The following is a 13,598-nucleotide window of genomic DNA, read 5'->3' on the forward strand; positions in this document are numbered from 1 at the left end:
CCTTAGGATAGCCAAACGTCGAGGTTCGTAGTCGCGGTTTTAACCGCGATCCCCCTTTGAAAACATCCTCTTAGGCCCCTCTTCCTGGGGGAGTTATCGAATGCCAATTTTAGATTTGCTGATCTAGCTCAGGGAAATCGCCGGCTTTAGGCCCCTCTCCCCCAGGGAGAGGGGGTGGGGTGAGGGCCATCGGGAATGGCAGTCGTATCTAAACGATTGCGCACCCCCTCTCCCCCAGGGAGAGGGGGTGGGGTGAGGGCCATCGCATCCCAAATTCCTCATAATGGAAGACAGACCGGGACGATCGTGCCTGATCGCCATCTTTGCAATCATCACACCTTTGCAATTACAGTTGAGACCGCAATGGCCCTATTTGGACTTGGTAAAAAGCTGACCCTCCCTGCCCCTGTGGACGCGCTCCCCGGACGGCAGCAACCCATGCCCCTCACCGATCGCCACTTTGTTAATGGTCATCCCCTGCGGCCTCCCTACCCGGCGGGAATGGAACTGGCCCTGTTTGGCCTAGGGTGCTTCTGGGGGGCTGAACGTAAATTCTGGCAATTGGATGGTGTGTTTACGACTGCTGTCGGTTATGCTGCGGGCTTCACCCCCAATCCCACCTATCGCGAGGTCTGTAGTGGCATGACGGGCCACAATGAGGTGGTGCGAGTCGTTTATGACCCCAATCAGATCAGCTATGAAACCCTCCTCAAGGTTTTTTGGGAAAGCCATGACCCCACCCAGGGGATGCGCCAGGGGAATGATGTGGGCACCCAATATCGATCGGGAATTTATGTCTATTCCCCGGAACAGCGCCAATGCGCGGAAGCCTCCCGTGCCGCCTACCAGCAACTGTTGAGTCAGGCTGGGTTTGGCTCCATCACCACGGAAATTCTGGATGCGCCAGAGTTTTACTATGCAGAAGACTACCACCAACAATACTTGGCGAAAAATCCTAATGGTTACTGTGGACTGGGGGGGACTGGCATCAGTTGCCCCACGGGCGTGATGGCGCAGAGCACGCCCTGACGCGTCCAGTTCCCCGCAGACGCTGAGTCCGCTTGCGGCTGACCGCTCTTTGGCATCTCCTCCTTGGGGGGCCGGGGGGCGGTCTCGCCTGTTTGCGGGCCAATCGCCCCCGCCTCGATCGTGCTGGTGGCAATCGTCGGCTTAGCCCATCGTTCCACCCCCATCCCCGCCGCAGCCATAGCCCCGGGTCTGCGGGGGTGGGAGGCAACCCTCAGCTTTTCATAAATTTATTGAAAATTACTTTCAATAGTGTTGACTTTGCCTAAAGCCTGATATATGGTCAAAAATGATTCAAGCACTAGGTCTCAGCGGGTATTTTGAGAACCGTTAGGCCCATTTTTTGCACAAAAATTTTGTTTGGGCTGGGTTTTAGCCCAAGTAATTGCTAGTTTTTCTATATATTGGGAACGCAATGACGAAACTGACACGACGGATGTTTTTAGCTGGCGGGGCTGCTGTGACCGCCGTAACTCTTGGACAGTTGGGTAAAACTGCCCCCAGCCTTGCTCAAGGCAGTCGGGCCAACCGCCAGTTAAATCTCTACTCAGCCCGCCACTATGATACGGATGAGGCTATTTTTTCGAGTTTTACCCAAAAAACGGGGATTCGCGTCAATTTGGTGGAAGCGGAAGCCGACCAACTGATCGAGCGTATCCAAAGCGAAGGGGCCAACAGTCCGGCTGATGTTTTGCTGACGGTTGATGCAGGGCGGCTTTGGCGGGCACAGGAGGCGGGCCTGTTCCAACCCGTGCGATCGGCGATTTTGGACGCGGCGATCCCGGCGAGTTTACGGGAACCGACGGGCCTCTGGTTTGGGTTTTCCCGGCGGGCGCGGGTAATCATGTACAACCGCGAAAAAGTGAATCCGGCTCAACTTTCCACCTATGAGGATCTGGTCAATCCCCGTTGGCGCGGCAGAATTCTGGTGCGATCGTCGAGCAACATCTACAACCAGTCCTTGACCGGGGCGATGCTAGCCGTCCACGGTGCAACGAAAACTGAAGAATGGGCACGGGGCCTTGTGGCCAATTTTGCCCGCCCGCCGGAAGGTAATGATACGGCCCAAATTAAGGCAGCGGCGGCAGGCGTTGGGGATTTGGCGATCGCCAATACCTACTACCTGGTCCGCTTAGCAGCTTCAGATAATCCGGACGATCAGGCCGTTGCTAACAAAATGCGGATCTTCTTCCCCAATCAGCGCGATCGGGGCACCCACGTCAATATTAGCGGTGGGGGCATTGCCAAGCATTCCCCCAACCCAGAGGCTGCGCGGCAATTTCTCGAACATTTGGCCAGCCGTGAAGTGCAGGAACTCTTCGCTAAGGGGAACTTCGAGTATCCAGTGATTGCCGATGTGCCTTTGCATCCCCTCCTGGCCCGCTATGGCAACTTCAAGGCCGATACAGTCAACGCGAGTGTCTTCGGGAGGAACAACGCTGAAGCGCTGCAAATCATGGATCGAGCGGGTTGGAAATAGGCTCATACCAGCGCCGCTGACTGACAATCGGACTCCCTCAGCCCAACCCTTCTCTCGTTCTGGGAGAGGGGGTATTGGGCTGCGCTCCTGTTGCTAGAATTCCGCGTTACCATTAATGATTAAGTTCAGGAATGATTCAGTTCATGGTTTGATGACAGATTCAGATGCATGAGATTGTGATGTACCTGAATCAGGCTTGATGGTAATAACGTTGTGAGTTATTCAGTTTGAGGCCGGTGGTTGCGGTAATTGTCCGGCGATCGTCTTTATTTCTCGGCAACAAGCCCACTATACACACCAGGACGGCTCGGCATGGCTCCCACGGTTCTGATTACAGGTGCTTCCCAGGGTAGCGGCAAGGCCACCGCCCTGCGCTTTGCCCGCGAGGGCTATGATGTGGTTCTGGCGGCACGTCAAGCAGAACGTCTTGACGGTGTGGCCCAAGCGGTGGAGGCGTTGGGCCGCCGTGCGTTGGCTGTCCCTACCGATGTTAGTGATCCGGATCAGGTGCAGATCCTGGTTGGGCGGGCGCTGGATACCTATGTCCAAATTGATGTGTTGGTGAATAATGCCGGGATTTGCCTCTCCGGGCCGATCGACCAAACCTCGCTCAACGACTGGCAACGGATTATGGCAATTAATTTCTTTGGCTATGTGCATACGATCGCGGCCCTACTACCCCATTTTCTGGCACGGGGGGAGGGGACGATCGTCAATGTGGGGTCCTTTGGCGGCAAGATGCCCCTGCCCCACATGAGTGCCTACTGTGCGAGTAAGTATGCGGTGGTAGGGTTAACGGAAACCATGCGCCTGGAGTTAGCTCCCCGTGGCATTCAGGTGGCGATCGTTCATCCGGGGGTGGTCAACAGTAGCTTTATGGAGCGGGCGATTTTTGTTGGCAAGGATGAATCCCACATTGAAGCCCGCCAGCGACAAATGCGCGAAACCTTAAAATCCTCCTGGGTCAGCCAACCCGAAGAAATTGCGGATGCGATCTGGCGAGCCGTACGGGAGCGGCGATCGGAAATTATTGTTGGTCCGGCCCTATTAGCCACAGAAGCCTATCGTCTTTTCCCCGATCTGGTGAAGGGACTCATGAGTTGGGGCCAGTAGACTGGGGGCCAATAGACTGGGTTAGGCTTCGATCATCACCCCTGCAAATTTTTAACAGTGCCTAGTTGCTTTGCGTTTGTCGTGGTGACTTCAGTTGCCCAAACGGCTGGTTTATAGAAACAATTGCCTAAAGATGTCAGATTTTGTATCAAGCTACAACACTTCTGGTTCTGAACAAGATCATCGCCGTTACCCTAACCTCAATTCACAACTATCCCCTGTCCCCTATCCTCCTCGAATCACTCCCAATCCCCGCATTGCCTTCAAAATCGTCTCCACAGCCAATGCCACCTGAATAAAGACCAGCACCGAACTCAACACTTGTAGGGCCATGATTAACCCAGTAATCTTCAGGATGCTATCAATAAAAAACATGACCAAAAAATCCAAGATCAGCATGACGATCAGAGCCTTAGCGATCACGAGTGTCATGCCGGGATAGCGGGGAATCAACATCACAAAAATTAAAATAGCCGCAATGCCAACGGGGGGAATAACGATCGGGGTGGCCACTGGCGAAATGGCTAACTGCATCGCGGTGGGTTGGGTGGGGTTAGGGTTAGGCAGTTGTACACTTGGGAAGATACTTTTCAGGGCTGAAAGGAGGAGGACGATACCCCCCGCGATCGTTAACCCCTCTAGGGAAATCTCATACATCCTCAAGATCTTCTGTCCCAACAGTGCCACATATAGACAAATTCCGGCGGCGACTAAGATACTCTTCACCGCCACTTCCCGCTTGAACTGGGGCGACATTGATTGGGTCAGTTTGGCAAAGGCAGGAATAATTTTGATTGGGCCAAGAGTCAAAAAGAAAATGGTTAGAACGAAAGCTTCTCTTTCCATGTCGCTCCCGAGAAAAAGTTAACCACAATCGCATCCAATAAATGCAGAGATTGCTCAACACTTCGTGATCCTTAGTGTACTTCGTGTCTTAGTGGTTAAAAATTAGCTGGCAAGATTTTTAGATAATTTAATCACTTCATTTCCCCAACAGCTTAACCATGCCAATGCCACTAAAGTATAGCCCCAGAACAGCCCCCCCCAGCAAACTCTGGGTAACCGGATCAGTGGAGGGGGTAATCACAGCACCCAGGATCAACGCCCCTATTACCACCACACGCCAACGCAATAGCATTTGTTGCGACGAGACAATCCCCAATAGACCCAATAGGGCCTGGATAACCGGCACTTGAAACGCCAAGCCCGTTAGGAACAACAATTGCAAGACAAAATCAAAGTAGCGCTCAAAAGACCACAATTGGTCTACCACATCCGCACCATAGCTAATGAAGAATTTCAAAGCAGCAGGGATCAGCAGCCAGTAGGCGAAGACCAATCCGCCTAGGAATAGAACACTCGAACCCAGCACGATCGGACCTAAAAATCGCCGTTCCCGTCGTGTTAACCCTGGCAGCACAAACTGAATAATTTGGTACAGGATAAAGGGGCTACTCAGGAGCAATCCAGTCAGACCTGCCACCCGCACCGAGGTGAAGAAGAATTCCCCTGGTGACAGTTGTAGAAACTTAGCGCCCTGGGCTGGGGCTTGCAGCAATTGGACGATCGGCTTCACGGTGACGAAAGAACCCACCACAGCGATCGCGAGCACGAGCAATGAATAGAAAATCCGCATCCGCAGTTCTTCTAGATGCTCAAAGATCGTCATCTCGACATCATCGGGCAACTCATCCAGGGGATCAGCAGTGGGGGCAGGAGCCGGAGGTGTGGCGGTAGCCTGGTTCGTCTCTAGATCAGTGGGGGCGGTCATAGGCGGTGACTAAACGGTCGTTAACTATTGTATCGAGGGATTGAGATCTCCTTTACCAGTCCCACCTATCATCGGGGGCAGCGGGTTGTTTGAGGGGCTTTAGGGGAATTTCGAGGGGCGTTTCTTCAGAAACTGGCGGGTTCTGCGATCGGCTGGCCGGGACCGCCTCAGCACCATCGAGAACCTCTGACTCTGGGGTAAATTGTTCGGGAAATTCCAGACGGAGGGGTTCGATCACCCGTGCGATCGCGTCTTGGATAAAGGACTTCACGAACTCATCTTTACGGTTTAACTGAAACTGGCGCTGCACCACTTCGGTGATGCCCCCATCGCCCCAGTCCTGATCCTGGCGGAAGTATTCAATAAAGCTTTTGCCGGCAATGCGGGTTAAATAGGCGGCGGTGATCCCCTGGATCGCCCGTCCGATCAGGAATGTGCTGAGGTTGAGTTGCAGGGCCGTGGAGAGGAGTTCGATCGCGCCTTTGACAATGCCCAGACTGGTTAAGGTTTTCGCCAGGGAAAGGGCCAACTCCCGGCCCCGCTCCATATTGAGTTCGCAACCATAGACCTGGCCAATTTCCACCACCATTTGGGCATTGACCGCTGCCGTGGCGAGCAAGTCAATCACCGGCAATGGGGTAACCGACACGACCCCCGCCCCAATCCACTGGAACCGCTCCACAATCTTGTCCGCTTGGCGACGACGTTGCAAATCAATCAACCGGCGGGCTTCGTCCCCCAAGCGTTGTGACTGGAGCAAAATGTTATCGGCAATCAGATCTTCCCCCTCAGCCCGGAGAATTGCGGCTAGGCGACGCAGGAGGGGAGTTAACTCTGGCTCTGGTTGGAAGCGATCGCCGTTTGCCAAGCGCACGGCCTGGGGATTCGCCGCCACCGCCACCACATCCAGGGGATGGACGATATTCCGTACCCGCTCCCGCAATCGGGCCAGCAACACTTCCACGTCATCCTCGGTATACAAATCCGTTTTATTGAGGATCAGGAGCGATCGCTTCCCAATCGCTGCGAGGGTTTGCAAGGGTTGGTATTCCGACTGGCGCAGATCATTATCGACTACAAACAGGAGCAGATCAGCTTCAGTGGCCAGTTGACGGGCAATCTGTTCGCGATCGCTACCGGCTAGGCCCGCTTCCAAAATACCGGGGGCATCGGTGAGCAAGATCTGGCGGCCCACCCCCTTGAGGCTGAGGCGATAGGTTTCCCCCGTGGTGGTTGTTCCCATCGGCGCACTGACTTGGCCCACAATCCGGCCCATCAGGGCATTCACCAGGGACGTTTTGCCCGCTGACCCGGTGCCAAAGACCACCACCTGAATCTCGTCGCGGCTCAGGTTGGCTTCCAGGGAGCGCGATCGGGCCAACAAGCTCTGCCGGGAGACTTCATCCTGGATTTGGTGGACCTGCTGCCGCACGGCCTTTAGGGTTTCCTCGGCGGCTTCCTTTTTCACCGTGGGGACCTTGGGGCGTAGGCGTCGCTTCCGGGCCTGGGCGGGGGATTTTTGGAACTGCCAGAGGTAGTAGAGGAACGCCCCGACAAAAATGGCCAAAATCGCAATTAGGAGCAGAATCAGCAGATTACTCAGGAGCGGCGAAGTATAGGACACCTGCCAAAACAATTGCCGCAGGGATTCGATCAGCCAAATCATCATCCCCAGGATGAAGCTGAGACCAACCAGTAGGGTAAGGAGACGGGGCAGGCGCATGGCGATCGCAAAGCAGCAAAGGGAGCAACCCGCCTCCCATTGTAGTGTGCGGGTGGGGGGAGGAGCCGTGGGGGAATCAGGCTGGTTCTACCCAATTGGGATGCTGCCGAGCCGCTGCTAGGCGCTGCCCAGGGGGGCAACGGTTACCCATTGATGGCTGGAATCTGCCCCAGCCTGTCTCCAACGATCGCTCGCTAGCTCTTACAATGGCCAGATTGGTAATGAGCGATCGCAATGAAGTATTGGGACGAAACACTTGCCGTTGCCCGGCGCATTTTAACTGAGTTAGGCCGACGCAAGTGGAGTTTGATTTTTTGGGCCATATTCCCCCTCTCGGTGTTAATTCTGAATGGCTTGATCTTGGCCGAACGCTCGAAAACCGCCTTACCAGAATCCTTGAGCTTGGGCGAAGCCTTGGAATGGTCTGCTCCGGCCACATTAGTGGGAGCGGCCCTATTTTTTAGTTGTTTAGGGGGCAGTGTGGCCACCGTGGTCGCTGAGCGAGAACAACACACCCTCAAACGCTTGTTCCTCAGTCCCCTCAGTGGCGTCTCCTATTTTTTGGGGATTAGTTTAGCCCATAGCGCGATCGCCCTCGGACAAACACTCTTAGTTGGGGTGGCGGCATTTGCCTTAGGGGCACGTTTCCAAGGCTCCTATGGGTTGGCTATGTTGGTGATTGGGTTGAGCATTGTTGCCTATGTCGGTGTCGGCTTTATTTTGGGGACACAACTGGCCCGCCGGACAGAAGATGTGAATACGTTAGTCGCTGCTTTTGGTGTACCCCTACTTATTTTGGGCGGTGCCTTTATGCCAGTCTCTATCTTTCCTCAAGTATTGCTGGACCTAGCCCAATACAATCCGATTTATCACATGAATGAAGCGTTAACAAATATTGTCGCCGAAGGGAACACCTTCTCAGAAATTCGCGGACATTTCATCTTCTTAGCCAGTTTTGCGGCAGTGATGATTGGGATGGGCTGGTTATCATATAAACGCATGTTGCAAGTAGAGCGCCGACTCTAACAAGAACAACAGAGCATAGGCTCTAGTGCGTGTCAAACAGAGTAAATACAGGCTGAGAAGCATCGGTAGTGGGGTAATGCTGGAAATTTCTGAACTCAACAAAGTATACGGAAAACGCGTGGTACTGCAAGATTTGAATCTGGCCATTGAGGCTGGACAAATCTATGGCTTGTTGGGACCAAACGGAGCTGGTAAAACGACGACGATTAATGTGCTATGCAATTTGTTGAAGGCGGATCGAGGGACGGTTCGGATCAATGGAATACCGGTGTCAGAGAAGACCAAGTTTTTGATGGGCGTCGTTCCCCAGGAAACCCTGATTTATCGCTATTTATCCTGTGGGGAAAACTTGAGTTTTTTTGCCAGTCTATACGGGTTACAGGGGCAGGCCCGGCGACGGCGGGTGCAAACCTGCTTAGCAATGGTGGGCTTGAGCGATCGCGCGGCTAGTATGGCGGCAACGCTCAGTGGGGGAATGCAGCGACGGCTCAGTTTAGCGATCGCCTTGATTCATCAACCTAAACTCTTGATTCTGGATGAACCGACCACGGGTTTGGATTTAGAAGCCCGCTTTGAAGTCTGGGCATTAATCCAGCAGTTAAAGCAAGAAGGCATCACGATCCTGTTAACCACCCATTTCTTGGATGAGGCGGAGAGACTGTGCGATCGCATTGGGATTCTCAAACATGGACATATTGTGGCCGAAGGGAGCTTGGCCGAGCTACGCGACCTGATTCCTGCCCAGGAGGTTATCCTCGTGCAAACACCCCAGGAAGCTGCTGCGATCGCCCGTGCCGACGCCCTCCACTATCCCCACCGACGCTATGGCCGGGACTTGGCCTTCTGGCTACCTAAACCCCTGGACTTAGCCGAAATTCTGGCTCAATTTGCCGGTATTCCCTTGGATGGTGTTTCCCGTCAACCAGTTCGCCTAGAGCATATTTATTTAGAAGTGATGCAACAGGGCTATCCTACAATTGCAGCCGCCGATCGGGAGGAATCTTGACAAAGGAATCTTGACAAAAACTATATACGAGCTTTACCCCATCTCTAAAAAGGGCTAACCATACTGGAGGAGTAACTTCAGACCTCCGACCGGGTGGTTCCCATGACTGACGCAACTACAGACCGTACCCAGCAAAGTAAACGCGATCGCCTACCTTCGCAACGCCAGTGTGTCACGGCTGGCGGAGACACGATCTTTTTTATCTATCCCAATGGCCACATTACCCCAGACGCGATCGCCCAAACAGGTGAACCAAGCCTAGGCGAAGATAAAGCACTCATGGACGATTGACGCTTAAGGAAGATTTCATAAACCCTGATGAGAAGGGCACTTGCGGGGTAGTATTTGGGCAATCCTGGTGCCGCTAATCCCAACCCATCAAACGACTGTAGTCATCCCAAAAAAACAAAGAATTGTTTTGAGTTTGTAGTGACGACTAAAGTCGTCAAAACCCCAATCTCTAGATGTTGAAGAAGATGCTTAGGCCATTCACATGTCAATATTGAATGAATTGTGCGGGCATGGATGGATATCTGAGATGGGCAAGGATCTATACGGGTAGACCGTGCGATCGCGGAATAGCAATCCTGTTATACAGAGGTTAGTGGGTGATACCGTGATCGCGATCGGAGTGGTACAGTATTCCTAGGTTATAACCATCTTCGACGGAATCCCTATAATCCCAATTAAACAGGTTATGAAATCGACTCTATTAACCCTGGCCCTAGCCCTACCATTCCTGGGCAGCTATGGCATGGCGGCAACGGCGATCGCGGCAGATTCTCCCCTGGCAGTGGCCCAGGCGACCACCGCATTGCAAGGGGAGTGGAAGCTAACGGGGTGGGGCGATCTGGACAATCCCACCCGCCCGCTGACGGATACGGAAATTACCGCCAAATTTATGGACGAGCGGCTGGCGGGTTCCACGGGTTGCAACAGCTACACCACGGCGTTTACCACGACAGGGAATAGCCTGGAACTGGGGCCAGTGGCCACAACCATGAAGGCTTGTGATGAGCCAATCTCCCGGCAAGAAAGCCAATTCCTGACCGCTTTGGGGGGGGGTCCAAACCTACGAGATTACGGCCCAAGGTGCCCTGCACCTAGCCTATGAAACCGAAGCTGGCAGTGGGGTTTTGATCTTCGCAGCGATGCCCGCAACCTCCCACAGCCCTTACCACGAGGCTATCCCGGCTCTGTGGTAAGACAGTTGAGCCGTCCCGGAAGGGGGGAACGATCGGGCGGGGGAACGGTCGTCAACCCCCTAACGTCCCGACAAGCAACCATCGCGGTACAGTTGAGTAAAGGTCAGTGAGGTTTCCTAGCGTGTGCCTACATTGCCAATGGCGCCGGTTCAGCCTATGGCTGCTGCCCATTATCCTAGGTGTGCCCCCCGTTGCCCTAGCGGACAGTCAGAGCACGGACAGTTGGCTCGATCGCGCCACCAATTGGAATCAACCGGGGGCGGCTATCCCCCGTGCTCCTCAGATTGAGGGAGGTGGCAATCTGGCCAATTGTCCCCTGGGTGAACGAGCGGCCACGCTGCCAGAGGATGCCCTCGTCACCGCTGCGGGCTGGACGCTGACGGGGGCTGCCCATCTACATGGGCCGACAACAGTCATTATGGGGATGGCCGATGCGGACGGGATGTGTCGGCCCCGCCAGTATCAGGTCTTTGTGTTTCAGCATGGCCAATTTGCGGGAACGCTGGCCCCCCAGCCAATGGATGCCCGCAGTGATGGCAGTCTGGTCAGCCGCGACCTCTACCGGCCTGATTTCCTGGCGGCCACCTTTGCCCGCTATACCCCTGCCGACGCCCTTTGTTGTCCGTCCGGGGAAAGTCACCTAAGTTACGAGCTTAAGATGCAGGATGGGCAACCCGTTGTTGTGCCCCAATGGCCTGCCCAGCGGGAAAGTACGCGTTAAGCCGTGACTAGCTGCGGTTGGCATGGGCTAGGGCCAAGGCGCGGTAATGGTGGGCGTGGGCAATCAAATCAGCCGCTTCCGCTGCACTCACGTCACGCACGGGCTTCGCAGGCATCCCCATAACCAGGGTGTAGGGTGGCACATCCTTCGTCACGACAGCCCCCGCGCCGACAATACTGCCCGTGCCAATCCGTACCCCATTGAGGACGATCGCGCCCATGCCGATCAAACACCCCGCTTCCAGGTGGGCGCTGTGGATCACCGCCCGATGGCCGACCGTTACATGCTCCCCCAGGATAGTCGGTTGGCCCGGGTCCCCATGCACAACGGCCCCATCCTGGATATTGGTGTTGGCCCCGATGTCAATCCGCTCCACATCGCCCCGCACCACGGCCCCATACCAGACACTCGCCCCTGGCCCCAGGGTGACCTGCCCCAAGACTGTCGCCGTCGTCGCCACAAAGGCGGCCTGGGAGCAATCCGGTAACTGGAGATCAACGGGCCAGGCCAGTGGGGGGGGATGATCCTGATTGGCTAACGGTGGCGCAGGGCGATCGGGCGTATCTGGGGTCACGGGGAAATCCTCCGTATATCGCTCTAGAGCTAGGGTTCCCTAGTTATAATAAGGCTGGCACTGATCTCGCGTCAGGTGGTGACGCCTGAAGCCTTTGCAATAATGAACCTAGCTCTCCAGCAATACCCAATTTTTGGCCCAGACATTCAGTGTCCCCATTGCCGTCAAACGATTCCGGCCCTCACCCTGACGGATACTTATCTGTGCCCACGACACGGGGCCTTTGAAGTCAACCCAGATACGGAGGAATTGGTGCATCTTCAGTCGGGGCGGCACTGGCGGCGCTGGAATAATGAATGGTATCGCCAGCATACCCACCCGGATGGCATTCGCTTTGAAATCCATGAGGCCCTCGATCGCCTCTATACCCAGGGTTATAAGGCAACCCGCGTGATCATTGCCCAACGCTATCGTGAGTTGATCAGCACTTACCTCGATCGCAGTACCCCTTGGCGCGGGCAGGGGGATGTGGTTAAGCCCCGGTTGTATGGCCTGCCCGTGGACTTTAGCCCCGATCCTGCTGAGGAACCGTGCTGGAATGTGATCAACTTTGATCTGGAGAAGGAACCGGGCGCCCCCACTCGCTATCCCTACTTCCGGTTTTTTGAGTCGTGAGGCTTTCCCCCGACCTATGCACCATGCCTCGATTCGGACCGCCAATATCCACCGGGCGATCGCCTTTTATGAGCAATTAGGGTTTACAGTCCAGGAGCGTTTTACGACGGGCTATACCCTGGCCTGTTGGATGGAGGGATTGGGCGGTCGCATCGAACTGATCCAGATTCCCCAACCGCGACCAGCACCGGATGCCTTTAACGATGAGCATTATACGGGCTACTATCACCTCTCCTTTGATTTGACCGAATGCACGATCGATCTGCCCACCTGGCTGACTGCCCTTCAGACCCGTTTCGAGCAGGCCGCTGCCCACCAACCCGATCAGATTGTCCCCTTGACGGTCCTGCTGTCCCCCCAACAGCAAATGATTGGGAATCAGGTGTACGAGGTCTTGTTCCTTGCCGATGCTGATGGGTTGCCGCTGGAATTTATCCGATGCTTGTCGCCCTCTCCCCAATCCCGCTTGACAGACCACTAGGGTTTGACCTGGCCATTGGGCATCAAAGTCTCTTTCAGTGTGGCTTCATCCAATTGGGCCGCTTCCAGCTTGGCATTGAGGAGATCGGCAGCCGTCAGGTCAGTATTGTTCAGGGTTGCCCCCGTCAGGTCCGCTTCCCGGAGGCTGGCCCGACTCAGGTTCGCCCCCGTGAGATCCGCTTGCCCTAAGTTGGCCCCAATTAATCCAGCCTCGCTGAGATTCGTACCCTGGAGGTTCGCTGCGGTAAGGTTCACATTGTCCATTAATGCTGTGCTGAGGTTGGCATTACTCAAATTGGCCTGACTTAAGTTGGCATCATTGAGGTCGGCCCCCGCCAGATCCGCCCCCGCCAGATCCGCCCCTTGTAGATCACACTTGGGGCAGCGTTTGGTTGCCAGGAGGGTCTGGGTGGCATTGGTCCCCGTGGGCGAGGCTCCGGTTTCGGAACGGGGCGGGGTTTGACAAGCCCCTAGTCCGAAAACCAACAATAGGGTACTGAGGATGGACAGGCGCGATCGTGACAGTAGCATGGCAGTAGCGTTGGATAGCAGTAGCGACACACCCCGGTGCTGAACCGGCGACCTTGACCAGGGCGATCGGATTCATCATCATACTATGGGATACGGTGGCCACTCCCAATGGCGGGATCGGGGATAATCCGTAACATCGCAAAGTCATCAGTGGGGTAGGGCATCCTGTCTGCCCCTGCGATAGCCGAGACGGTTATCCCATTCGTTGATGGCGATGCCGCAAAACCATACTCTACGGTTCGATCCATCCCAGGAGGGCCTCTGTCTACATCTTTTCCCACCCAACTGACCACGGAAGTCCTCGTCGTCGGGGGCGGGACGGGGGGC

General features: G+C 55.1%; 15 protein-coding genes. 10 read left to right on the plus strand and 5 right to left on the minus strand.

The annotated features are described in order from the left end of the window. Nucleotides 1–363: 363 nt before the first annotated feature. The 3 genes from msrA (at nucleotide 364) to ACWIUF_RS11210 (ending at nucleotide 3,619) form a co-directional block, all read left to right on the plus strand. Nucleotides 364–1,029 carry a peptide-methionine (S)-S-oxide reductase MsrA gene (gene msrA, locus ACWIUF_RS11200; RefSeq protein WP_448572449.1) on the plus strand — a complete coding sequence of 222 codons (666 nt, stop codon included), beginning with the start codon at nucleotides 364–366 and terminating at the stop codon, nucleotides 1,027–1,029. Between the two features lie 412 nt (nucleotides 1,030–1,441). After that, nucleotides 1,442–2,506 carry a Fe(3+) ABC transporter substrate-binding protein gene (locus ACWIUF_RS11205; RefSeq protein ID WP_448572450.1) on the plus strand — a complete coding sequence of 355 codons (1,065 nt, stop codon included), beginning with the start codon at nucleotides 1,442–1,444 and terminating at the stop codon, nucleotides 2,504–2,506. 312 nt (nucleotides 2,507–2,818) lie between these two features. Then, nucleotides 2,819–3,619 carry an SDR family NAD(P)-dependent oxidoreductase gene (locus ACWIUF_RS11210; protein ID WP_448572451.1) on the plus strand — a complete coding sequence of 267 codons (801 nt, stop codon included), beginning with the start codon at nucleotides 2,819–2,821 and terminating at the stop codon, nucleotides 3,617–3,619. A gap of 225 nt (nucleotides 3,620–3,844) precedes the next feature. Here ACWIUF_RS11210 and ACWIUF_RS11215 read toward each other — a convergent pair whose 3' ends face one another. The 3 genes from ACWIUF_RS11215 to ACWIUF_RS11225 form a co-directional block, all read right to left on the minus strand. After that, nucleotides 3,845–4,465 (minus strand): MarC family protein, encoded by a 621-nt coding sequence (locus ACWIUF_RS11215; protein WP_448572452.1) that lies wholly within the window; start codon nucleotides 4,463–4,465, stop codon nucleotides 3,845–3,847. A gap of 136 nt (nucleotides 4,466–4,601) precedes the next feature. Then, nucleotides 4,602–5,390 carry a twin-arginine translocase subunit TatC gene (gene tatC / locus ACWIUF_RS11220; protein WP_448572453.1) on the minus strand — a complete coding sequence of 263 codons (789 nt, stop codon included), beginning with the start codon at nucleotides 5,388–5,390 and terminating at the stop codon, nucleotides 4,602–4,604. Between the two features lie 52 nt (nucleotides 5,391–5,442). Continuing rightward, complete coding sequence (locus ACWIUF_RS11225) at nucleotides 5,443–7,113, minus strand: YcjF family protein (protein ID WP_448572454.1); 1,671 nt, start codon at nucleotides 7,111–7,113, stop codon at nucleotides 5,443–5,445. Between the two features lie 234 nt (nucleotides 7,114–7,347). On the opposite strand from ACWIUF_RS11225, the gene ACWIUF_RS11230 reads away from it, so the two are divergent. The 5 genes from ACWIUF_RS11230 to ACWIUF_RS11250 all read left to right on the plus strand — a co-directional run bounded on the left by ACWIUF_RS11230 (nucleotide 7,348) and on the right by ACWIUF_RS11250 (nucleotide 11,071). Beyond that, complete coding sequence (locus ACWIUF_RS11230; RefSeq protein WP_448572455.1) at nucleotides 7,348–8,139, plus strand: ABC transporter permease; 792 nt, start codon at nucleotides 7,348–7,350, stop codon at nucleotides 8,137–8,139. Between the two features lie 118 nt (nucleotides 8,140–8,257). Next, the gene (locus ACWIUF_RS11235) at nucleotides 8,258–9,145 is read left to right on the plus strand and encodes an ABC transporter ATP-binding protein (protein WP_448572456.1); all 888 of its coding nucleotides are present in this window, start codon (nucleotides 8,258–8,260) and stop codon (nucleotides 9,143–9,145) included. Nucleotides 9,146–9,247: 102 nt separating this feature from the next. Beyond that, entirely contained in the window at nucleotides 9,248–9,436 is a 189-nt protein-coding gene (locus ACWIUF_RS11240) for a hypothetical protein (protein WP_448572457.1), read from the plus strand. 406 nt (nucleotides 9,437–9,842) lie between these two features. Next, nucleotides 9,843–10,259, plus strand: a complete 417-nt coding sequence (locus ACWIUF_RS11245) for an META domain-containing protein (RefSeq protein WP_448572458.1) — start codon at nucleotides 9,843–9,845, stop codon at nucleotides 10,257–10,259. 272 nt (nucleotides 10,260–10,531) lie between these two features. Further along, entirely contained in the window at nucleotides 10,532–11,071 is a 540-nt protein-coding gene (locus tag ACWIUF_RS11250) for an LppP/LprE family lipoprotein (RefSeq protein WP_448572459.1), read from the plus strand. Nucleotides 11,072–11,078: 7 nt separating this feature from the next. Here the strand turns inward: ACWIUF_RS11250 and ACWIUF_RS11255 are convergent, their stop codons facing one another. Then, nucleotides 11,079–11,645 (minus strand): gamma carbonic anhydrase family protein, encoded by a 567-nt coding sequence (locus ACWIUF_RS11255; protein ID WP_448572460.1) that lies wholly within the window; start codon nucleotides 11,643–11,645, stop codon nucleotides 11,079–11,081. A gap of 102 nt (nucleotides 11,646–11,747) precedes the next feature. On the opposite strand from ACWIUF_RS11255, the gene ACWIUF_RS11260 reads away from it, so the two are divergent. Beyond that, a complete protein-coding gene (locus tag ACWIUF_RS11260) occupies nucleotides 11,748–12,260 on the plus strand; it encodes a TIGR02652 family protein (protein ID WP_448572461.1) in 513 nt (170 codons plus the stop codon). 16 nt (nucleotides 12,261–12,276) lie between these two features. Beyond that, a complete protein-coding gene (locus ACWIUF_RS11265) occupies nucleotides 12,277–12,741 on the plus strand; it encodes a VOC family protein (protein WP_448572462.1) in 465 nt (154 codons plus the stop codon). On the opposite strand, the gene ACWIUF_RS11270 is transcribed toward ACWIUF_RS11265, so the two are convergent. Continuing rightward, the gene (locus ACWIUF_RS11270; RefSeq protein WP_448572463.1) at nucleotides 12,738–13,271 is read right to left on the minus strand and encodes a pentapeptide repeat-containing protein; all 534 of its coding nucleotides are present in this window, start codon (nucleotides 13,269–13,271) and stop codon (nucleotides 12,738–12,740) included. The genes ACWIUF_RS11265 and ACWIUF_RS11270 overlap by 4 nt on opposite strands. Between the last annotated feature and the right edge of the window lie 327 nt (nucleotides 13,272–13,598).

It is taken from the genome of Trichothermofontia sp., from assembly GCF_053493415.1.